The following is a 22,879-nucleotide window of genomic DNA, read 5'->3' on the forward strand; positions in this document are numbered from 1 at the left end:
ATAATCGTGCAACGCTGTTGCAAATAGATGGATTTTGCTACCTTTGCCTCCGTGTACAAAAGCTATCTCCATAAAATATTAGCTATTATTCTCTTGGGTGTATTTGCCATAAATACCATCCCAAGGGAATTTATACACGAGTTTTCAGGCCACCACGACACGGTGGATGTGGTACACCAGCACGATGGTGCTACCATTTCTGAACACCACCGTCACTGCGACTTCCTGCAAATAGGCATAGAGCCATATGAGCCATTTGTTGCCTATTATATAGCACCGGTTCAAAAAGTAATTTGGGTATTTTACCCGCTGTCCATACCGGAAACCACGCATACTGCTTATTATAACCTCACCCCCAGGGCACCTCCGATAGTCGTTGCATAATCCTCTTTTTATTGCAGCGTGACCAACCTGTGCGCGTTTGCTATTCAATATTGGCGACTGTCCAATCTTTACTGATTCTATATATTTTCAGATATGCATTATTTGCGCGTATTTATACTCGGACTCTGGAGTGTAATCTTACTGGCATTGCCTGCTGCCTATGCCGGCGTTAACCCTGAAGAAGGGGTATATTCAAACTCATTATCCGGTAAGGTGGTGGATAAATTAACACAAACACCTTTACCCGGCGCTACGGTGTACCTGCCGGATCTCCGCGTAGGTGCTGCAGCCGATGCACAGGGAAATTACACAATCAAAAATCTTCCTAAAGGAAAATTCCTGGTGGATGTTCACTATATCGGTTATGCTGCTTACACTGAACCAGTAACGATATCCGGTGCTACCACCAGGGATTTTGTGCTGGCAGAAACGCTGATAGAAAAAAATGAAGTAGTCATTACCGGCGCTAATCTGGCCACTTCTGTAAAGAAAACACCTACGCCGATCAGTGTAATCCGTCGTGATTACCTGGATGATAATATCTCGACCAACATCATAGACGCTATTGCCAAAGTACCCGGAGTTACGCAGCTTTCTACCGGCCCGGCTATTTCCAAACCGTTTATCCGCGGCCTCGGTTACAACCGTGTAGTGGTGGTAGGAGATGGCATCCGCCAGGAAGGCCAGCAATGGGGCGATGAACATGGTATTGAAATAGATGATTATAATGTGAGCAGGATAGAAGTCCTGAAAGGACCTGCTTCCCTCATCTACGGCTCAGATGCACTGGCGGGTGTAGTCAACATTGTACCGCCTGCACCACTGCCACTTGGAAAAATAAAAGGAAATGTAGAAGCCAACTATCAAACCAATAGTGGGCTGATGGCCTATCATGCGGATATCGCCGGCAATAATAATGGTTTCAGCTGGGGCGCTTACGTTACGCAAAAACAGGCACACGATTATAAAAACAAGTACGATAACTACGTTTTTAATTCCCGCTTTAATAATACCAACTATGGTGCTACTATCGGTATCAATAAACAGTGGGGATATTCTCACCTGAGCTTTTCTTCCTTTAATCAGCACCTGGGACTCGTGGAAGGTGACCGCGACAGCACCGGCGGCTTTGTAAAGCCCATCAACAATAATGGGGTGGCAGATGAAGCGCCTGTAACCAGCAGCGACAACAAGTCGTATAGCATGACGGTGCCCAAGCAGCAGATCAATCACCAGAAAATAGTATGGGATAATAACCTGTACCTGAATAATGGCGGTCGTTTAGGACTTACCCTGGGTTATCAGCTCAACCAGCGCCGTGAATTCGGGGACCCGCTGAATCCCAATACTCCCGGATTGTACCTGCACCTGCAAACATTCAACTACGCCCTGAAATATTACCTGCCTGAAATGAATGGCTGGCAAACAACAGTAGGCGTGAATGGTATGCAGCAAACCAATGAAAATAAAGGCGAGGAATTCCTCATCCCTGCATATGATCTGTTCGACTTTGGCGCTTTTGCAGTAACCAGCAAAACCTTCAATAAGCTGACCCTCAGCGGTGGCGTGCGGTATGATAACCGGTCCATGAATTCCAAGGCCCTGTTCCTGGATGCCTCCGGTAAACCCGCAGGCAGCGGGGATGCGAAGTTTGATGCGTTTAAACGCAACTTCTCCAATGTATCCGGTAGCGTGGGTTTGAGCTACGAAGCCAGCGATCGCGTGGTATTGAAACTCAATGCTGCCAGAGGTTTTCGGGCACCTAATATTGCGGAACTCTCTGCCAACGGCGTACACGAAGGTACTATCAAATATGAGTATGGTAACCAGGACCTGAAGCCGGAAGTAAGTACACAGGTAGATGCTGGTGTAGACTTCAACACACAGCATATCTCCTTAAACGCCAGTCTCTTTTACAATCATATCAATAACTTCATCTTCTCCCGTAAACTCTTTAACCAGGCAGGCTCCGACTCTATCCCGGCTACAGATAACGAAGAAGGATATTCCGCTTTTAAATATCAGCAAACAGATGCGAACCTTTATGGTGGTGAACTGATGCTGGATATACATCCGCATCCGATAGACTGGCTGCACTTTGAAAACACGGTTTCTTACGTAAGAGCGACTACCAGTAACGGTACCGACTCTACGAAATACCTGCCCAATATTCCGGCTACCCGTTGGTTATCGGAATTAAAAGGGAAGTTTAAAAAAGTAGGTAAAAGTCCTTTGCAGAATGCTTACATCGGAGTGCAAATGGATGTGAACTTCGCACAAAACAATGCATTCACAGCATATGAAACTGAAACCACTACTCCCGGTTATACCTTATTTAACGCGGGACTGGGATCTGATTTCGTGAATAAGAAGAACAAAACATTGTTCTCCCTGCATTTTGCAGTGAATAACTTTACAGATGTGGCTTACCAGAATCACCTTAGCAGGCTGAAATATGCGCCCATCAATGAAGTCACCGGACGATCCGGCGTATATAATGTAGGCCGGAATTTCAGCCTCAAGCTGGCGATTCCGATTGACTTTAAATAGGTTGCTTTTTTAAAAGGCTCCTGCGTCAGCAGGGGCTTTTTTTATGCTGTCCAGGCCCGCCGGTACATCCGCCATTTTCGTATAGGTGGCCTTGTTATTTTTTATTTTGAAGAAGAATTTCCTGGCAGATGGTGATGGAATGTTAAACCCTACAGCAGTATCCGTTCCTATAATAAGCAGTTCAGGTAACGGTATGGCCTTAGCGCTGGAGTCAACTGCCCGCATATAGTTGATCAACCGCTTGCCGTTTTGAGTGATATGAATCGTTTGCATCCCTGCCGATGAGTTAACAATAGTGGCCGTAATTCCTTTTGCCTCAAACACCGCACTGTCACTCTCCGTATTTCCACTGATCAGTTTAAATGGGATCGGCTTTGTTTTTTCAGCCGGTTTCACAATCCTGTTTGTTTTGGCAGCTTCTCCGGGAGTAGACTGCTGGCAGCTCAACAATAAAATAGGTATCAATAGTAAGTTTCTGTACACGATAAGTTGATGTTTGGAAAGATAAAGCTATCGAATTTTTATGGATCTGCTCATCCGCGGGAATTCATATATAGCGCTTACTTATATATTATTTAATAACTTAACATTATTTGTTTTTATAATTTATATAAATTTGCTTTAGCTGATGAAGATCCATACCAGACGGGCTTGATAAATAAAATCGTTTTAGTGGTACAATTGATCCCGCTATTTACCATTGATGTAAATAATTGAGTAAAATAAGTATAGATTTTGTAGTTTTGAGCCTCGTTATGTACGTGTCATACTGAATGTCCTGCCAGGAAGAAAAAACAGATTCCCTCAGCTTTCAAAAAAAATTGGTTTTTGTATTATTAAGATTTTTCTGACCACCATTGGTTCAGATTTTGGTTGAAAAAGAAAGGGGCTGTTTTTACAGCCCCATACTTTTTAAACTATTTCTGATGATGATGAACCGGTTTTTCCAATGCAGCGGTATCCTCATCATAATACACAAAGAAGTAAAGATAGATAGCCCGCGACAATCGCATCAGCCAGGGCTGAATAAGTACCAGCAACACCCCATTTACACCAAGCCATATAAATATGCTGTTATCTCTCCAGGTAATACCAAAAAATAAAGCATACCAGATCAGGTTAAATACACTGAAAGCTACTGATAACGCATAGCTCACATAGCCAGTTCCAAACCAGAAGCCGGTTTCCAGCTCATACTTTTGTCCGCATACAGGGCAGTTATCATACATGTTAAAGATCTTCGAAAACCTGATGTGAAATGGGTGCTGATCTTTGAACATATCTCCTTTCCTGCATCTCGGACATTTCATTGTCAGCATGCTGACAAAATAGTTGGGGCGCCTGGGCTGTTGTGTACTCATGTTACAAAATTAATCAATTACAATCAGGAACCGGCTGGCGAAGCTGTCCCCGCCAGCCTTTCCGCTTCGTACTTTATACTGCTTCTACTTTCCGTTCACCAATTTGTTGTCTCCACATGGCGTAATACAGGCCCTTTTCGTCTACAAGATCTTCATGCTTACCAACTTCTACGATACGGCCTTTTTCCAGCACGTAAATGCGGTCAGCGTGCATGATTGTACTCAAACGATGCGCAATCATCACAGTGATATGCTGCTTGGTAGAAGTCACCTCGCGAACAGTAGTAGTAATTTCTTCTTCAGTAATAGAGTCCAGCGCAGATGTAGCTTCATCAAATACCAGCAAACGCGGTTTGCGCAATAGCGCCCTGGCAATGGATAAGCGTTGCTTCTCCCCACCGGAAATTTTAATACCACCTTCTCCAATCACTGTTTCAAGACCTTTGTCGGCCCGCGCCAGTAAAGAATAGCAGGACGCTTTGTCCAGTGCTTCCATTACCTCTGCATCGCTGGCACCAGGATTCACGAATAACAGGTTTTCCTTGATCGTACCTGCAAACAGTTGTGTATCCTGTGTTACAAAGCCCACCTGGTGACGGAGTTCTTCCATATCCACTTCATTGGCATCTACGCCGTTATAGTAAATATGCCCTTCGTTCGCTTTGTATAACCCTACCAACATTTTTACCAGCGTGGTTTTTCCGGATCCGGAAGGTCCCACAAAGGCAATCGTTTCCCCCACTTTTACAGAGAAGTTTACGTGATCGAGCGCCTTAGTGGCCGCAGTCAGGTGCTTAAACCCTACCTGGTTAAACATCAGTTCATTGATATGGTTCACCTTTACCGGGTTTGCCGGCATTTCTTCTACCGGCGTACTCAGAATGCCCTGGAAGTTTAACAGGGATACCTGTGCCTCACGGTAGTTGAGAATGATATTACCCAACTCCTGTAATGGGCCGAAGATGAAGAAGGAGTACAGCTGCAATGTCATCAGCTGGCCTATGCTCACGGTGCCATGATAAATGTAAAACAGCAACAGGAACAGGATGCTGGAGCGCATCAGGTTCACAAAAGTACCCTGCACAAAACTGATACTGCGGATGCTCCGCACTTTTTTCAGTTCCAGCATTAAAATTTTCAGGGTAGTGGAATTTAACCGCCGTATTTCCTGGTTGGTTAACCCCAAACTCTTTACCAGCTCAATGTTACGAAGCGATTCGGTAGTAGATCCTGCCAGTGCGGTAGTTTCTTTTACAATCGTCTTCTGTATCACCTTAATTTTTCTGCTCAGTAAACTCATGAGGATCGTCAGTAAAATACAACCGGTCAGGTACACGAAAGGCAGTGTCCAGTGCACCGTAGCTGCGTACACCATCACAAACACAACGCCGATCATGGATACAAACAACACATTCACAAAAGCAGTAATAAACTTTTCGCAGTCTACCCTTACTTTTTGCAGAATTGCCAGCGTTTCACCGCTGCGCTGATCTTCAAACTGCTGATAAGGCAGCCGCAGTGAGTGCTTAAGCCCGTCTGTATACACCTGAGCACCGAATTTCTGAACAATTACGTTCACAAAATAATCCTGGAAAGCTTTGGCAATCCTGGATACCATGGCCACACCTATGGCAGCGCCCACCAGCAGCAGTACGCCCCATAAATAGTCGTTTTCCGGCCTGAATATAGTTCCCCCTTTGGTAGTTGCCTGGGGATGAGATGCAAACCTGTCAATGATCCATCCAAAGATCATCGGGTCCATCAGTGAGAAAAGCTGGTTAATACTGGCCAAAGCCATTGCTAATACGACCAACCATTTATATCTCTTTAAATAATGCAGTAATAGTTTCATATGTCCGATTTCCTGAGGTGCAAAGTTACTGCATGTTGCCACATATTGCGGGGAAAAGTACTGGCTATTTTAGCCAAAAAACGTTAACTTAATAGTAAGTTCTTTTTAAGGCATAGGTGATAAAGGATTATCTAAATAAATCTCCACATATGAAAACGTATGATGAAAAACACATCAAAAACATCGTACTGTTAGGTGCACCCAAAAGCGGCAAAACTACCCTCTCTGAAACCATGTTATTCGAAGCCGGCATCATCAGTAAACGCGGTACTGTAGAAGAAAAAAATACAATTTCTGACTACCATGAAATTGAGCATGAACGCGGCAACTCCGTATATGCGACCCTGATGCACACAGAATGGAAAGACTATAAAATCAATATTATTGATACCCCTGGCCTGGAAGACTTTATAGGCGAAGTTATTGCCGCCATCCGGGTCTCCGATACGGCAGTCCTGCTGCTCAATGCCCAATATGGCGTGGAAGTAGGCACCGAACTGGTATGGGATTATGTGGATAAGTACCGGAAGCCTACCATCCTGGCGGTTAACCAACTGGACGCCGAATTAGCCAATTTCAATAAAACAGTGGAAGATGCCGTCCGTGTACTCGGACACCCTGTTACGGTAATGCAGTATCCCGTTAATCAGGGCCCGGGATTCAATGCCATCATCGATCTCCTGAAAATGACCATGTACCGTTTCCCCGAAAATGGTGGTAAACCCGAAAAACTCCCCATTCCGGACAGTGAAAAGGAACGCGCCGACCAGCTGCACAACGAACTGGTGGAAAAAGCCGCCGAAAATGATGATCAGCTCATGGAGCTGTATTTCGAAAAAGGCAGCCTGGATGAGGATGAACTGAGACAAGGCATCAAAATAGGCATGCTCAATCACCAGGTATTCCCCCTGTTCTGCCTATCCGCAAAAATGAACATGGGTAGTGGCCGCCTGATGGGCTTTATAGACAATGTGGCCCCTTCTGCGGTAGAAATGCCCGCAGAAACCACTACCAATGGGAAATCCGTTCCCTGTGATGCGGCCGGTCCTGCAGCACTGTTTGTATTCAAAACATTACAGGAGCCACACATAGGCAGGCTCACCTATTTTAAAGTAATGTCGGGAGAAGTGAAAGGCGGTATGGAACTCATCAATGCGCAGGAAAACACGACAGAGCGTATCAGCCAGCTGTTTATTGCAGACGGTAAAAACCGTAACAACATAGAACGCCTGCAGGCAGGAGATATCGGCTGCACCCTTAAAATGAAAAACACCTTCACCAACCATACACTGGCAGAAAAGAATTTCCCCGGAGAAATTGCCCCCATCGACTTTCCCTCCCCTAAAGTGCGCGTAGCCATTGAAGCAAAGAATAAGGGAGACGATGAAAAACTCAGCGAAGTATTAGCGGAAATCCACATGGAAGATCCTACCCTGCTGATAGAATTCAACCGGGAACTGAAACAGGTTATCCTCCATGGACAGGGAGAACTACATTTACTAGTTACCAAATGGCGACTGGAAAACATCTATAAAATGCAGATCGCCTTCCATACCGCCAAAATTCCTTACCGCGAAACCATACAAAAGCCTGCACAGGCTTCCTATCGCCATAAGAAGCAATCTGGTGGCGCCGGACAGTTTGGAGAAGTATACATGAAAATAGAGCCCTGGTATGAGGGTATACCACCGTATAAAGAACATACGGTGCGTGACACAGAAGAAATAGCACTCAACTGGGGAGGCAAACTGGTGTTCAATAACTGCATTGTTGGTGGCGCTATCGACAATCGTTTCCTGCCTTCCATCCTCAAAGGCGTAATGGAAAAAATGCAGGAGGGCCCACTAACGGGATCGTATGTACGCGATATACGGGTAAGCGTATACGATGGAAAAATGCACCCAGTAGATAGCAACGATATATCCTTTAAAATAGCCGGTATGATGGCTTTCCGTGAGGCCTTCCACCAGGCGGCCCCGCAGTTGCTGGAACCGGTATATGACCTGGAAGCCATCGCCCCCGATGTAATGATGGGAGATATTATGAGTGAACTGCAAACACATCGCAGCATCATAACGGGTATGGATACACTGAATGGCTACCAGGTCATTAAAGCACGTACACCCCAGGCAGAAATAGATAAGCTGTTTGCCGCTTTGCGTAACGTGACCCAAGGCAAGGCAAAACTGAAATCCCAGTTTGCAGAATATGCGCCGGTACCCGCAGAAATGCAGAAAAAATTAAGCGAAAGTTATAAGGAAGATCTGAGTATTTAATTGCCCCATCCTTCCCTGTCCAGACTCCTGAACTGTATGGCTTCGGCCATATGCGCAGGCGTTACACTCCTGCTCCCTTCCAGATCAGCAATCGTGCGACTTACCTTCAGTATCCTGTCATAAGCCCGCGCCGACAATTTTAATTTTTGCATTGCCTGCCCCAGTTGAGCCCTGCATTGATCACTGATCACACATACCGCCGAAAGTAGCTTACTATGCATCTGCGCATTACAATGAATACCCGGATAACCGGCAAATCTATCGGCTTGTATGCTACGTGCGGCAATAACACGATCACGGATATACGCACTTTTCTCTGTGGCATGAACCGATGACAGATCAGAAAACTTAACGGGTGTAACCTCTACGTGTAAGTCTATACGATCCAGTAAAGGTCCTGATACTTTATTCAAATATTGCTGTACCTGCCCGGGCATGCAGGAACACTCCTTATCGGGATGGTTGAAATACCCGCATGGACATACATGCGTTGCCTTGTTTGCGTTTTGAGCGCAAAATCCCAAAACCGATGCCTATTTCTTATCCTGAAAAGCCTGTTTCAATTGGGGATCATATACGAAAGAAACGGATGGAACTTAAACTTCTTCAAAAGGACGTGGCAGTGATTTGTAGAGTCACTGAAGACTGTATTACAAATTGGGAGAAAAATAGAACTTTACCACAAATCAAATTCTTTCCTCACATTATCAATTTTCTAGGGTACTTGCCTTTTGAGGTTGATAAATCTACGCTTGCTGGGAAGTTGAAGGCACATCGGTATACTAATGGCCTGAGTCAAAAGCAATTGGGGAAAATTCTTAAAGTTAACGGAGCGACCATTTGTAGTTGGGAATTAGCGGAATTCAAGCCCCAAAAGGAAATGTTAGCAAAGCTAAAAGAGATTTTGGAAGGGAAATAAGAATATGAATAATATTGGGTCTGAACGTTTAAACAGGCGGCCAGTTATCTGACCACCTATTTCTAATGTAATATATTCCGTTTGAGAAGTCTTACCATAGATAATTTAACTATTTTGGATCAAAGGCATTAATTACTCTGTAAACGATAAATTCATTATTTTGAATTTCGATTTCCGAACTATCAGACTACTCATAAGCTAAAGAACTTGACAATTCTCGGTGAGCATTAGTTTCCTTTTGCAATTGAGCTGCCACCTGCTCTGCGGTAGCAACAGCGTCAGCCCCTGCGAGGAAACGTTTGGGGGGGGTAGGTGCATCCACAATTGTAATTAATGCCTGGGCAAGTTTAGCTGGGTCACCTGTCTGCTGACCATTTGCACCCTTCCAAAACTCCAGTTGTTGTTTTCTACTTTCGTCGTAATCGTCAATCGTATTTTCTGTATACTTCGTAGATCCTTCTGTGAGCAATTCAGTACGGAAAAAACCGGGGTTAATGATGGTTGTCTTGACGCCGAATTGTTCCACCTCTGTTTGTATTGATTCCATCCAGCCCTCAAGACCAAATTTTGAGGCCGAGTAAGCGGAGCAGAATGTATAGCCTGTTAATCCTGCAGTCGATGATATAGTTATAATTTGCCCTGAGCGTTGTTTGCGCATAACAGGTAGAACCGCTTTGGTTACTTTCATTGGCCCGAATAAGCTGGTTGCTAACTGGTCTTCAATTTCTTCCATAGATAGCTCTTCAAAATAACCGGCATTGAAATTTGCAGCGTTATTTACCAGCACATCAATCTTACCAAACTTGCTCACCCCAGCCTGAGCTGCGGCTACCGCATCCGCAAAACTGGTAATATCAAGCTTCACCACAAATAGATTCTTATGATCGCCAATAGCTTTTAGGACCTTTTCGGGATTACGACCTGTAGCAATCACCTGATGCCCCGCATTCAATGCGGCTTTTGTGATATCAACGCCCATACCGCGCCCTGCGCCGGTAATGAGCCATACTCTATTTGCCATGATATTATTTAACGGTTTAATTATTTATAATTATTGTATTGGTCGTCGGTTACCGGCTCCAGCCAGTTTACTATTCCCTTTTCTGTTGTCATCGTCAAAAAATTTCGACGGTTGATAATATGCTGATCTTTCATGACACAAAGATTGCCCAAACTATACCGCTGAAATAAAGAAATTCAAATGAAAAAGTATAATTATCAAAGGTGGGCTGCTCGAACTGTTTTAGGGACGTACCCCGTCTTCTTTTTGAAGAAGTTATTGAAATAGGTGGGATATTCGAAGCCGAGGGAATAGGCAATTTCAGATATACTCCAATCGGTATGCTGCAATAGAGACTTTGCCTCTGCAATGATTCGGTCAGCGATATGAATGCTAGTTGGCTGCCCGGTAATTTTCTTCACTGCGCTGTTCAGGTAATTGACATGCACGGAAAGCGCCTCAGCATAGTCCTGGGCTGTACGCAGTGCTAAAGGCTCATTCATATTCTCAATCGGAAACTGGCGTTCCAACAATTCCAGAAATACAGAGGCAATGCGAACCGCTGCATTCTTCTGTGAAGGGCTGTTGTCTGAAGGCTGTAGTTTTAGAGCTTCATGAATTATCAGACCGATATAACTGTGAATCAATTCATCTTTATAAGCATAGTCAGAATCCTGTTCAGCAATCATTTTCTTAAAGATATCAGCAATTTCTGCCTTCCGCGTTTGGGTGATCTGGAATATCGGTGTTCCGTCAATCTTGAATAAAGGTGAATGCAAAATACTTTCAGACCTTTCGCTTAACCTGAAAAATTCTTCTGTAAACAGGCACGCATAACCATCAGTCTGGGAAATCACGTCACAGGAATATGGAATGCGCGGATTGCCAAAAAACAAAATAGTTTCCCCGGTTTCATAACTCTTATCAGCATAATGGAAGATGTATTTGCCGGTATTCAAGCTGATCTTATAAAAGTCTTTACGGTTATAGCTGTGCCCATTGGGTGCATTCACATCCACCTCGTAGACTTTAAATCCTTTGAGCTTCACTTCTGCACTGAATGGCGGAATAGCGGATTCTCCATTTGCTGACATTATGCAAAGTTAAGAAAATCAAATGGACTTCTCGATTGCTATACCTAAGCTTTGAACCAAGAGTTTAAGCGAAATTTATGTATCGCATGCAGAAATTGATATCCGCTGTAGCAGCCTCATTCACTGTTACAGCTTTTGCGCGGTTCCTAGTTGTGAGACAATATCGGTAAGGGTTTCAGGTCCCTTACTGTTACTGACCTGGGCCTCAAGCTTCCGGGTTATCAATGTTGAAGACCATAGGATACATGCTGGCGGTCTCTTCAAATGCACAGTCAATAATGTTGACATCCACAAATTAGCTTCGAGATAACAAGTCGACACAAGGTGTGCTTGCTTTCTGAGTAGTTCTTTGCTTAATTGCTATTTTTTTGGCAATTATCTAAGTAATCAATTCCTGGCTATTCTTTAGTTGGGAATCTCATATTAAGAGTAATCTAATATGTAGATAGATCGAAGCTATTAATTAACAATGTGTTAAGGCGTTGTTAATCACTAGTTACAATATACTTAGTATGAAGGGTCAGGAAACGTGTTTTTTACCTTTAACAGTGAAAATCCGCCCCCTCCTGGGAAAGATTGAGGCGGATAATTAGTAAAAAAAAACTCATATAAAATGAGAGACTTTAACACGCTGTTAAGCATGTGTATCAAACTATTACATATAGTTGTTGTAATTAATTTGATTGTAATTGAATTGTCGCATTTAACTGAATATGTGACATCATTTGTTTCGAAGTGGTACTGTATTATTAGTGGTATTCTACTTCTACGCTCTCTAGTTTTCTAATTCTTGTTTAGCGCATTCATATACTTCCATGAGTCAACATCATGAAGTATATGAATGTTTTAACTTTTAGAGCCATTTTTTAATTCATTATGTAATGCTGGAGAATAACCATTCTGATAGTAAGTAAGATCAAATAAGCTTTACTGATTCACGGTTACAATAGATTGACAAAATAAGCAACTCGGTGGTGACTAACTAGACGATAAAAGTAGTTTCATTTTGATATTGAATACAAATTAAATACTTGAGTATCATTTTGACAATAAGGAAATCATAAACAAGAATTGATTAACGAATGATTAACAAAAACACATCAGCAATGATCCCGTGAAACTTATGATAGACTTATACTTCATGTGGTGTTTTTTGTAGTGTGGTTACCGTATATGCCGATAAGTTGTATGATGGAAGTTGTTGCGATGTGACTGGAAGCGCTCTCTTTAGCTGCTTTATGTAGGAGTTTTCTTTAAATCCGGTCTGTTAAAAGAATTTCCTTTTTAATGTATTTAAAATTATAATAGATAGTTTAATTCAGAAAGCGATATTTAATCTTTCATTGGGTGCAGAAAGTGGATATGTCATTAGCAAGGAGCTTAAAAATTGCTTTCTGCGGCTGATCGTAGAAGGACAGGTAGCTCGAGCTGAACAAAATGAATATGTCTTTTTATAGGAGAAGAGCTAATTTTATCAGCCCCAAACTTCTCTCACAGGTATATGGCAAAAAAACTACACGAGGTGATTATTGAAACGATCAAGGCTTCGCCAGCGCCGCCCACGGTGGCAGAAATTGCAGCGCATATAGCGAAGAAGAAGAAAGAGTCCTGGAAGAAACCTTCCGACGGAAAGATGCCAGTTGCCACCCAGGTAAGCGCGCGAGTTAATAACTACCGGCATTTATTTAAGAGAGAGAAAGGCAAGGTGACGCTGGTTAACCAGACACCAGTGGCGGCTCGGCTCTGCAAAATAGTGTGGAATGATAGTGAGTGGATAAAGCCGATTGCACGTAAATGGCCCCGTAGCCAGTAGTGGAAGCCTGTCGCTTAAAAGCACTAAAACGGCCACTTTGCTCTGAAATGGGTGGTCACTTTGAAGCGAAATCCCCTGTCAGTTTAAACGCGGATTCACTGACCACTTTTGCCGAAATATCCACCCTGTATTAATCTGAATTTTTATGAAAAGTTTGAGAGACTCCAACCCTTTAATATTTTGTAATTTACACTAATGTCATACTCAATCGACATTTAAAGAACCGAAACCGTTTTAAATTATAATACATAACTTATAAATTATTTGCTATATTCCACATTATGAACTAACTTAGAAAGTATCAGCTAATCTGGCGAACAAGGCACTTAACTGATCGGTGTAGCGTACCCCAATACCAGGTAACTGGCAGCAAGCAAGAGTATAAAACTCCAATTAAAGACCAGAAAATAGTCATTAAATTTTATGTAATAACCACATCAACCCCTAAATAGTAATTAGTGTATCACTACTCCCTAATTGGCTTGTATGTCTTCATTGTAGAAGTCATTGAGTTGTTATGTGTATCAAAAAATACATTACGATGGAAGTATTTATCCCTATTGTTATTTTACTCTTCTTACTTAGCCTCATCAGTGAGCGGATATCCAATTTTTTAAAACTCAATTTACCAGAAGTGCCAGAAGGCCGTAAATTCTGGAAATTTATTCCAGGTGGGCCTTTCCGCACCCAGTCAGAGGATCCGGATTGTGAAAAGATTCGTGAACGACGAATTGCCTGGCTTGCCCTTATCTCCGGTTTTACGGTCGCTTTTTTGGCCAAAGCGAACATCTTTTCAATGTTCCGGTATATGGATAGGGCTAATGAAACCTTATGGTGGTATAAAGATGCTGAACGTGCTATAAAAGATTACCATGAGCCATTAGGGGAAATTATTATTGGTTGTATACTCACTTCGCTGTTCATTTCTCTGGGTTCAAAATTCTGGCATGACCTGCTGGACCTGCTTTTGGAGGTAAAAAACTTAAAGCGCAAATTAAATGACGAGCGAACGTTTCAGTTACCGGAAACCATCGAACAGTTCGATGACTTTATAAATACGCCGGAAGGCAGCCTTGCATTTTTGGCCGATGAAAAACATCACGAAACTATTGCAGAATTAGAGGGGGTTATTAGTGTTGGGCCGGGGTACATCTTTGGCAGCAAGGGCAAAGTAGGCTGCCTGGAAGTACATTTTACCGAGGATGCAGATACAAGCCAGGTCGCTGACCATTACAACGTTACCCTTAGCAGCGGTCTGGTAGTGCCTATACCAGTAAATAAGATCATCACCGGGCATGCCATCGCGCAGGCTGGTATTTTTGGTGGGGGTATGCTGCTTGGCAACAATAAGAAAGTCAATGGTATCGGTACTGCTGGCTGCGTGGTTAAGAAAAAAGGAAATAATGAGCTGCATATTCTTTCCTGTTATCATGTATTTAGTGGCCTCACGGATCTTAAACTGGATTCCACCAATGCCGACGTTAATAAAATTTTCTACAGGGATGGAAGCAATGAGCTGCCGCTTGGTGAGCTAACAGAGGGGGAACGTACCCAAACCATTGATGCGGCCATTGCGCGTATCAGGACAACAGACCATGCATTTAATAATGGGGCCATCTTTAATCCCAAACAGATTCGTAAGGTAACTTCAGACGATGTTGTAGCCGACACGCAGGTACGCATCTATGGCGGCATGAGTGGAAACGAGGTTTATGGATTGGTGCATAATGATAGTTGGCCACAAAAGCTTGTGTATAAAGATCACCCAGAAGGATGGGAACTGAAAGACTTGCTGGTACTCACCAAAAGGGTAGGCGCAAATTACAAGTCACTCACCATCGAAGGGGATTCTGGTTCCCTGGTGATCGATCGTGTAAGTAACGAAGTACTGGGGATGGTAGTAGGTGGGGACAAATGTTTTACCTATGCCATTAAGATGACCGAGATTGAAAAAAGATTAAAAATTGATCTCCTTTAATATTTTAAAAATGAAGCGTACCCCTATTTCCCTTTTGCTCTTGCTAATACTTGCATTTACAGGACAGGCGCAGTCAACGGCGCAAAAGGCTGAAGCTTGCAGGATTGATATCACAGGTGTCAAAGAAAGTAAACTAGTTTTTATTGATGCTAATAAAGGCCTCATGGAGGATCCTCATGGTAATTTGGTTTCCGAATTTGGAAAATTACCCTTTCCAATGGGAAATGTTATCATACACAACAAGCGCAATCAACCTACCGGGATAAGGATCGGCAATGCGGCCGACTCTTCTATGCTGACAACTCCCCCGATTGTTATCGCGCCAGGGGGAGAGATAGTCTTTAATTTTATTGCTGGTGGCAAGGTGCAGGCTGATCCTGTATTCGGTTCGAATGTAAATGGTAAATTAGTGGAAAATCTTTTCATCGTTTATCTCGCGGATTCAGCAGACCGAGTAGGCACTAGCATCTCGCTGAAGGAAATTCGAAAAGGCGCTCGCGGTTCGAGACATGAAAACAATGGTAGTAGGGAAGTTGATTCTCATTCTGGCAAGGGAGAAGAAAAAAATGAAGCATGCGAAAGCTGTGGTTTAACGGATTTCAAATACTCTAAGTCACTCGTCTATTATGATTTCTCCTGTAAATCCTTCTATCGCCTGAAAAAAGACAGCAAGGGTGATAAACTGGAGATATTGAACTTGAGCAAATATAAATTATGGCCAAGGCAGGCTTTTCAGTTAAAGATTGTAAATGTAAATCGTTATCTCTATGAAGTTAAAATTGAAGGAACAGACGTTCATTATGAAAGTGAGATGCCGCCATTATTCAGAGCAATTTTTACAGGAGACTCAACAGGATTGCTGGGCACACTGTTAAATTCTCTTTCTTCCAATTTGCCTAAGTCCATGAGCGCGAATCCTGGGTTCAGTGGACAGGTAGATCAATTCGAGTCAGACCTGGCAACCTTTTTTAATAATTATAATGAACTGCGTGCATTAAGGTTGAATGCATTTTATTTATGCAACAAATTTCCGTGCTGTGGCGAAAATGAGATAGGTCAATCCTATGAAGAATTTATTACCTCCCTATTTAATCTACGCCTAAGTCTTTCCCATCTTCAGCGAGTTGCCAAAGAAGAAACGCCTGTCCAGCAGCAGGCACTGGCCGACAAACAGGCGGTACTGAAAGCCTGTACAGATCTGGCAAAAAGGATAGCAGACAACCAAAAGAAACTGGCTGCAGAAACTGATTCAGCTAAAAGAGTTCCCCTTGAAGCGGAGATCAGTACCGATAGGGGAAATCTATGTAATCAGCCCAACCTTTCGCAGGAAATTGTTGAGATTGAACAAAGCCTGGCTGCATATAAAAATGTAGCGGCGCTGCAAACGACATTGCCTAGTGACGAAGACCTGGAGTTCCTCTACCTATTTGTGCATAACATCCGCAAGCAGAATAACGAATTCCTAACCCCTCCTATTTACGCTACCGGAAACCGGCTGGAGTTGATCATTACGGTAAAACCCTGGGATACCTCTTTTGTTACCAAGAAGGCCATCATGCCCCTTTACTATGACTCCTCATATGCCGATATGCCTGTTTTAGGAAGGCCGTTTTTTAGCTTCAGCAGCGGTTCTTTCATGGCCATAGAGCGGTACATGCAGAATAAAACCTATGATTGGCAGCCGGTTAGCGGCGACAGCAATGTGGTATCTGGTAGTTCCAAGTACCGGCTGGTTGAAAGTGGGTATAGTCTTCCTGTTATGGGCTTTGCCGCCCTTGCCAATATTGAGTGGAAGTTTGGAGCATCTATTGGTGCCGGCTTTTCAGCTGGGGCTGGGCTTACCATAGAAACATCGCCACGTATCTGTTATCTCGGGGGCGCTTCCGTGTTTTTTGGTGACGTCCGGCAACTGGCCCTTACCGCTGGACTGGCGGCCACTCAGGTAAACCGGCTGAAGAGCAATTACGAAGCCATGGCTACTCAAAAGATTCTGTATGACACAAAACCAGCGGGGGCCGAATACTTCAAGGAGTTGAAAGCCGGCGGCTTTATTTCTCTGACCTATACACCCTTTTCGGGTAGCCGTAAATCATTATTCCGTGCTGCCACCAAGAAAAACTAGTAATCACGTTCAATACGTCATCATGAAACAATTCCTATTGTGCTCTTTGCTTTTACTGTTAACTTTCGCCTGTAGCAATGATCCCGGTCAGCTAATGGCTCCTGATCTTACCAATGTTCCCCTGGACGGCGCCGCTGTATCTCTGACAGCTGTAAATGACAGCATCCCGGCAGATGGTAAAACTTACGCCGAAATAGTGGTAAAAGCAGTCGACAGTGTGGTAAAGAAGTACAGGCAGGTATCCCTGGAAATTTCCGCACCGGGAAAATTTAACAATGGCCTGACCCAAATACAATCTCCATTTGATGGTAAAGGAGAAGTGCATGTATTTGTGCTGGCATCTGATGCGGCAATTACCAATGTGAAAGCAAGTATCGAAAAGGTCACCAAAACGATAGTGTTGAAATTCTATAAAGTGCAGACCGATACCCTAAAAGTTTATCTTGTGAAGGATAGCATAGCGGCAGATAGCTATTCATATGCAGAGTTAGTGGCAGTTACCCGTAAGGCAGATATTCCTTCCGGCAGCCGGCAACTTACTTTCACATCAGATAAGGGCACTTTCTCTAATGGAAGCCCCAATTATGTCGTACAGGCAGCCGCTAACGACACTACACGGGCGCTGCTCAAACATAACCGCGCAGAGGTAGTGCGGGTAAACGTAACGATCGATAATTATTCCCGGGAACAGTATATCCATTTTGTTACCTCCTGGCCTAGACAGATGTTCATTGAGCCGGGAACCAATGTCTTAGGTCCCTTATTTACTTCAAAAGCGATCATCAAAGCCCTGCTGATACGTATGCCTGGCAGTGTATCACCTGGGCTAACGGTAAAGTTCTATGACTCTACTACAAACAATAAACACATCGGCGCGTTTTTTAACACATCGGTTACTAATGATCAGGGAGAATGTTCGACTGAGTATTGGCTGCAGGATACCTCCTACACTGGACTGGTGTATATTAAAGGGGAGATACAAACCGATACGGGTAAGGTGATTGGTATTAATAGGATAGTAATTCAAAAATGAGGTGACTTACGAGTAACTAGTTATTCAGGAGTAGTGAAGTCAATGGGCAGTACCTCTAGGAGAAATAAAACCCAAATTTACTGATCTTACAGGGAAAAAGGTGATTAATGGCTTAATTTCTATAAACGTTTGTATGTGTGAGTATAATAGAAAGCAAGGCGACAACTGGGAGTTTTGAACAAATTGGAGGTACTACTGGGTGCCACCTTAGATTTCCCCCAACAACGTAAAAAACTTTACCATTTTTCATATCCAGAAAGGCCTTTAACCCTTGGTGACCACATTAGAAAGAAAAGGATAGAGTTAAACTTATATCAAAGTGAGGTAGCCCTATATGAATATTTGCTAAGGAAAGGTATTGCCGCAGGTAGCATCTGCTCCGATAATACCAGTTTTGGTGGAAAGCTGGCCGATGTGGTGGTAAAGAAAGCGGGCAATAGTTATGATATCTACGAAATAAAGACGGATACTGATCTGCGGCGGGGCCTGCGGGAAGCAGTCGGACAGTTGATTTATTATGCAGTTTGGGAAAAGGAGATTAAGATCAGTCGTCTGTATGTGGTACTACCCTTTGTAAAGCTGTCTACCGGTATGCAGCAGTATGTACTCCGGGTAAGTAAGGCGTTAAACCTTTCACTGGAGGTCATGCTTTATGATAGGGATCGGCAGCTTTTTATCAGTGTTAAGTAACTTTTAGTTGATGCGTTATCTGATCTGGTTTTTAAAAGTAGTATTGATGATCCTATGTGGTATTTGCTTACTAAAAATGCCCTATGGATCCTATGTGTTTTTCAGGTATGTAGCATTTACGCTGTTTCTGCTTTTTTGTGTGGAGGCATTTAAAAGAAAGTATACCAATCTTGGTATTGTATGGGCGGTATCAGCTTTTATGATTAGTCCATTTGTAAAACCACCACTGGGAAGGACGCTATGGAATATAGTTGACGTTATCTGGATAGTTGTTTTATTAGGGACACTGGTAGTGGATTTAAGGAAGGTGAATAAAGGGGAGTGGAAGTAGGAAGTCACCCCGAAAAGTAGCACTCCGTAACTTTTTAACGTAGCATTTTACCTATTACCTGTAGATTCTTTTAACGTCTGTAGCTAAATAAGAGTGATATTTCTTCTTTTATTAAAATCTAATTAAGCTCAGGATCTTTCACGTCTCCCATTGATATTGTCATTTTCTAATCTATTATTAAGTTGTATTTTTCGGCAATTTGTTGTTGCTCAGCAGCAATCAATACCTGACCCATTCGGCTTTTTCCCTCGCTTCCGTCCAGTTTTTCCAATCAAAACCCAGGGCTTTCTTAGTTTTCATAGCAAGACAATATTCGCCAATGGTATTGAGCAGAAATACTGGATCATTTGTAAATGCTCCCGCCTGTCTTATGCTGATATTTACCGATAGTAGCCTTTTGGTAAACATCACGCCTTCAACGGTATTGATATCAATATCGAGGTTAAAAGTTTCACTAAGATTTCCATGCCCGTCAGGCTTTGCGAAATAAAATTGGGTGCCCCAATGCGGGAATTTTTTGGTTAACTCAAGTATCTTTCTTTTTATAGGATTGGCCCTCTCACTCATCATTTCTATTTCAATCATCGCATCATCAACTGAATCCTGGCCGCCATAATCATAAGCTTCAGTGAGCATGCCAACATATTTTCCATAGTTTTTTGCATGGTCGCTTTTCTCTATGGCATCGGCAATTATCACATCCAAAATATTGATCATTTGTTCGCTTTCCTCTAAAAGAGAGCATTCCTGATACGAAACAACCACGGCAGGGATATTGAAATCTCGGCAAGCCTGGAGCTTGGTATTCATTTTCAGTTCCCGGTGTGGATCATCTCGAAATGGCTTTTGAATGAAATACTCCGCCTGCCTCGAAAATCCGCCTGACAGGCCATCAAATTCAATCACCAGTAATGGTGTGTGGTTATTGATATCACAAATCACAAAATCAAAACTGGTTCTAAGCAAGAAATCTTTTGCACTAGTCTTCATATCTGACTTCATGATTTCATCATAGCCAAACACATTCCTCGGCGGTAGTTGCGGAAAAACATCTAAATACTTGCTCCAATAGGTCTTTAACCTTTTGAAAAGCTTTTCCTCTTCTTTGCTGTCGAAAACAGATTTTTTCATTGCCAACTATTAATAATCTAATCTACAATTTTTTGCTAATATTTTTAGTTTAAACATTGGTGCTCGTCAAAAACACAGTCAATAAATTTGAATTTCTCAAATTGGTCTCGAGACTAACAAGTCAACGCAACATAGTCTCCAGTAAAATGATTTTTATGAAATCTGAAAAAAGGGCTTGGGAGCGAATTATCCAGTTTTTTTAGGGTTGAAAGTGTTCATCAAATCGACACGTTGTTCGTTAAAACGATTTATGATGGTAACCATCTTCATTATCATTACTATTTAAAGCTAAGGGGCCGGTTATGTTCCAGGTCAGGTTCCCTGGGTACGAGCGAGAGGCAGATTACTTTATCTTTTAAGAGTAGGTCAGTCATGGATAGAATGATCGTATTCAGATCGGCTGGGATCTCCTTTTTATACTTATCGGCTATAAAGTCTACGTACTCGGTAATGGTCAGTTTCCCGGTAGCATCCAGAAAGATCATCTGCAGCCACGGATCCATAGTGATCATTCTGGGGCCATGACTGTCAATGACTGTTATCAAGTCACTATTGAGCCAGTACCATTGGGGTGCCCGGTAAAAATAGTGATCTTTTATGGGAGACTTTTTCAGCGCCGCGAAGTCAGGAGCCACGGGACTGGATCGTTTGAAGAAATTTAATTTCATATGTATTAGATCCGTAAGTCTAGCTGAATAAACTGAAAAATTTCCTATCTACCAGCTCAGATAGCCTGCGGGTTTCTTTTTAAGGGTCAAGGTTTCCTTATCCACGTCATCTAATAGTTCATCCTTGTCTTCGGTGAAGGGATCATACCAGTCTGCTTTTTTTCGTGCCCAGATAAGCCACTGAGTTAATTCAGAGGAGAGAGGCCCTTGAGCATTAGCCTTATCTTCTACGGCGGCTATATAACTTCGTAGGTCGCTGGCTTTATGCCAGCGCGAGGAACTGGATAACATGTTTTTGAAGGTATTCAGCTCTTCTTCCTGCCTTTTCTCAAACACTTGTTGCCGTTGTTTTTCCAATTCTTTTTCCTGCCGCTCCTTTTCCCGTTTTGCATCACGCTCCTTTTTCTCAGCTGCTTTTTCCTTCAGATAGGAGATGATAAGCTCCAGTTGCTCTTCCAACTTAAGTTTTCCATCGCTCCATTCTTTTTGATAGTACCCGTCAATGCGAATATACAGCAGCCCCGTCGGCAAATAGGCACTACTTGCCCAGGATTTGTCGCTAACAACGGTTCTTTTCATTCTTTCCCGAAAATATATCTTAAAGTCCTGGCCATCGACGAGAGCATAGGTGGAATGATTTCTTACCTGTAGATCATTTTCTGTCGTGTGTAACGACTTTATAAAGGAATCAATGATGAGCAGAATACGATTGATGTTTTCTTCTGCTACTCTAATGTCGAGGTACTCCCAATTGCAGCTTTTCATGCCAATATATTGAAAGCTATCTGCGCGTTGATCCGCTAGTTTTTTTCTGGCCGAAATAACCAGGGGATCCGGATTAGTCAGTTTTTCCGGGAGCTTGATACTCCCCTGAAGCCGGGTGGCCGCTTCTTTCTTGGTAGGCTTTTTAGGTGTATTTTCATCTACTTGGTTAAGGGTTACTTTCTCCTTGCCCTCATAGTCACCTGATAAGGGGAGCTGCACTACAGTCTTTCCATACTTTATTTTCTGCCAGTGTCCATTAGGTGGGAGCGGGATGCTCATCCCTTTACAAATTTTCCGAAGGTCGGCGTCGGTAATATCAAATTGTTTTGCGATGGCGGTGATAGGGGTAGACCATACTTTATCGTATAACTGCTGTCGGGTAAAAGTCTGGGTTTTCATGTAAGCGATTTAAGCACTTTAAATTACTTAATTTAGAAGTTATACATAGGTACCATGGAACAAAAACAACCCACTGTCACCGATTTTAGAAGGCTGGAAGAAAAGCTTAACCTGCTGAATGATAAGCTGGATAGGCTGATGGAAGCGCAAGGCATCCAGATGGAGAAATCCTCTGAGCAAGTCGATAAGACAAAAGAAAGGAAACGTAAACTGCCTGAGCGCCAACAGTTCAAAATTATACAAAAGCAGCGGTTAGAAGAACGCGTTAGACGTGTGCTTGAAGACCGGCGCTTTAGGATTCGATATGGCTATGACTTACAGGAAAAGTTTAACCTAGTAGCAGCTCCATCGGTAAGTAGGATTCGCGAGTACCCGCGGACTGCTGATCCCCTGGCATTTGATGGGTTGAAACGGAGAACATAGAGGCCATGAAAGGTGATCTTGCTGGATTCCAAAATCATAAAGGGGTCTAAAAACTGACATTTTAATATTAAATTACCAGATATAAACCAT

The 22,879-nt window shown here is 42.9% G+C and carries 20 protein-coding genes; 11 read left to right on the plus strand and 9 right to left on the minus strand.

Annotation, left to right across the window (positions count from 1 at the left end):
- The first annotated feature begins 27 nt into the window (after window positions 1–27).
- Together AB4Z08_RS09450 and AB4Z08_RS09455 are read left to right on the plus strand one after the other, a co-directional pair.
- Window positions 28–384, plus strand: coding sequence for a hypothetical protein (locus AB4Z08_RS09450; protein WP_441573482.1), 357 nt, complete (start codon window positions 28–30; stop codon window positions 382–384).
- Between the two features lie 93 nt (window positions 385–477).
- A complete protein-coding gene (locus tag AB4Z08_RS09455; protein WP_441573483.1) occupies window positions 478–2,934 on the plus strand; it encodes a TonB-dependent receptor in 2,457 nt (818 codons plus the stop codon).
- Window positions 2,935–2,943: 9 nt separating this feature from the next.
- On the opposite strand, the gene AB4Z08_RS09460 is transcribed toward AB4Z08_RS09455, so the two are convergent.
- The 3 genes from AB4Z08_RS09460 to AB4Z08_RS09470 all read right to left on the minus strand — a co-directional run bounded on the left by AB4Z08_RS09460 (window position 2,944) and on the right by AB4Z08_RS09470 (window position 6,147).
- Window positions 2,944–3,417: a hypothetical protein gene (locus AB4Z08_RS09460; protein WP_441573484.1), complete on the minus strand. Its 474-nt coding sequence runs from the start codon at window positions 3,415–3,417 to the stop codon at window positions 2,944–2,946.
- Between the two features lie 434 nt (window positions 3,418–3,851).
- Entirely contained in the window at window positions 3,852–4,295 is a 444-nt protein-coding gene (locus AB4Z08_RS09465) for a DUF983 domain-containing protein (protein ID WP_441573485.1), read from the minus strand.
- A 73-nt stretch (window positions 4,296–4,368) separates the two neighbouring features.
- Entirely contained in the window at window positions 4,369–6,147 is a 1,779-nt protein-coding gene (locus tag AB4Z08_RS09470) for an ABC transporter ATP-binding protein (RefSeq protein ID WP_441573486.1), read from the minus strand.
- Between the two features lie 149 nt (window positions 6,148–6,296).
- Here AB4Z08_RS09470 and AB4Z08_RS09475 point away from each other — a divergent pair, with 149 nt between their 5' ends.
- A complete protein-coding gene (locus AB4Z08_RS09475) occupies window positions 6,297–8,423 on the plus strand; it encodes an elongation factor G (protein WP_441573487.1) in 2,127 nt (708 codons plus the stop codon).
- Here the strand turns inward: AB4Z08_RS09475 and AB4Z08_RS09480 are convergent.
- Window positions 8,420–8,860 (minus strand): ATP-binding protein, encoded by a 441-nt coding sequence (locus tag AB4Z08_RS09480; RefSeq protein ID WP_441573488.1) that lies wholly within the window; start codon window positions 8,858–8,860, stop codon window positions 8,420–8,422. The two genes, AB4Z08_RS09475 and AB4Z08_RS09480, sit on opposite strands and share 4 nt — an antisense overlap.
- Before the next feature lie 38 nt (window positions 8,861–8,898).
- On the opposite strand from AB4Z08_RS09480, the gene AB4Z08_RS09485 reads away from it, so the two are divergent.
- Window positions 8,899–9,342, plus strand: coding sequence for a hypothetical protein (locus tag AB4Z08_RS09485; RefSeq protein WP_441573489.1), 444 nt, complete (start codon window positions 8,899–8,901; stop codon window positions 9,340–9,342).
- Between the two features lie 187 nt (window positions 9,343–9,529).
- On the opposite strand, the gene AB4Z08_RS09490 is transcribed toward AB4Z08_RS09485, so the two are convergent.
- Together AB4Z08_RS09490 and AB4Z08_RS09495 are read right to left on the minus strand one after the other, a co-directional pair.
- Window positions 9,530–10,363 (minus strand): SDR family oxidoreductase, encoded by an 834-nt coding sequence (locus AB4Z08_RS09490; protein WP_441573490.1) that lies wholly within the window; start codon window positions 10,361–10,363, stop codon window positions 9,530–9,532.
- A gap of 197 nt (window positions 10,364–10,560) precedes the next feature.
- Window positions 10,561–11,436 (minus strand): helix-turn-helix domain-containing protein, encoded by an 876-nt coding sequence (locus AB4Z08_RS09495; RefSeq protein WP_441573491.1) that lies wholly within the window; start codon window positions 11,434–11,436, stop codon window positions 10,561–10,563.
- Between the two features lie 1,501 nt (window positions 11,437–12,937).
- Between AB4Z08_RS09495 and AB4Z08_RS09500 the strand changes: the two genes are divergently transcribed.
- The 6 genes from AB4Z08_RS09500 (at window position 12,938) to AB4Z08_RS09525 (ending at window position 19,403) form a co-directional block, all read left to right on the plus strand.
- Window positions 12,938–13,249, plus strand: a complete 312-nt coding sequence (locus AB4Z08_RS09500) for a hypothetical protein (RefSeq protein WP_441573492.1) — start codon at window positions 12,938–12,940, stop codon at window positions 13,247–13,249.
- Window positions 13,250–13,790: 541 nt separating this feature from the next.
- Window positions 13,791–15,227 (plus strand): hypothetical protein, encoded by a 1,437-nt coding sequence (locus tag AB4Z08_RS09505; protein ID WP_441573493.1) that lies wholly within the window; start codon window positions 13,791–13,793, stop codon window positions 15,225–15,227.
- Window positions 15,228–15,237: 10 nt separating this feature from the next.
- Complete coding sequence (locus AB4Z08_RS09510) at window positions 15,238–17,349, plus strand: hypothetical protein (RefSeq protein WP_441573494.1); 2,112 nt, start codon at window positions 15,238–15,240, stop codon at window positions 17,347–17,349.
- 22 nt (window positions 17,350–17,371) lie between these two features.
- Window positions 17,372–18,382: a hypothetical protein gene (locus AB4Z08_RS09515; RefSeq protein WP_441573495.1), complete on the plus strand. Its 1,011-nt coding sequence runs from the start codon at window positions 17,372–17,374 to the stop codon at window positions 18,380–18,382.
- Window positions 18,383–18,724: 342 nt separating this feature from the next.
- Entirely contained in the window at window positions 18,725–19,072 is a 348-nt protein-coding gene (locus AB4Z08_RS09520; RefSeq protein WP_441573496.1) for a hypothetical protein, read from the plus strand.
- 10 nt (window positions 19,073–19,082) lie between these two features.
- Window positions 19,083–19,403: a DUF6804 family protein gene (locus tag AB4Z08_RS09525; RefSeq protein WP_441573497.1), complete on the plus strand. Its 321-nt coding sequence runs from the start codon at window positions 19,083–19,085 to the stop codon at window positions 19,401–19,403.
- Between the two features lie 219 nt (window positions 19,404–19,622).
- Here the strand turns inward: AB4Z08_RS09525 and AB4Z08_RS09530 are convergent, their stop codons facing one another.
- From AB4Z08_RS09530 to AB4Z08_RS09540, 3 genes are all read right to left on the minus strand, one after another.
- Window positions 19,623–20,534, minus strand: coding sequence for a DUF2726 domain-containing protein (locus AB4Z08_RS09530; protein ID WP_441573498.1), 912 nt, complete (start codon window positions 20,532–20,534; stop codon window positions 19,623–19,625).
- 278 nt (window positions 20,535–20,812) lie between these two features.
- Window positions 20,813–21,202 carry a hypothetical protein gene (locus AB4Z08_RS09535; protein ID WP_441573499.1) on the minus strand — a complete coding sequence of 130 codons (390 nt, stop codon included), beginning with the start codon at window positions 21,200–21,202 and terminating at the stop codon, window positions 20,813–20,815.
- Window positions 21,203–21,250: 48 nt separating this feature from the next.
- The gene (locus tag AB4Z08_RS09540) at window positions 21,251–22,366 is read right to left on the minus strand and encodes a hypothetical protein (RefSeq protein ID WP_441573500.1); all 1,116 of its coding nucleotides are present in this window, start codon (window positions 22,364–22,366) and stop codon (window positions 21,251–21,253) included.
- 54 nt (window positions 22,367–22,420) lie between these two features.
- On the opposite strand from AB4Z08_RS09540, the gene AB4Z08_RS09545 reads away from it, so the two are divergent.
- Entirely contained in the window at window positions 22,421–22,789 is a 369-nt protein-coding gene (locus AB4Z08_RS09545; protein WP_441573501.1) for a hypothetical protein, read from the plus strand.
- Window positions 22,790–22,879 lie beyond the last annotated feature (90 nt).

It is taken from the genome of Chitinophaga sp. RAB17 (assembly GCF_052114225.1).
Lineage (GTDB): Bacteria > Bacteroidota > Bacteroidia > Chitinophagales > Chitinophagaceae > Chitinophaga.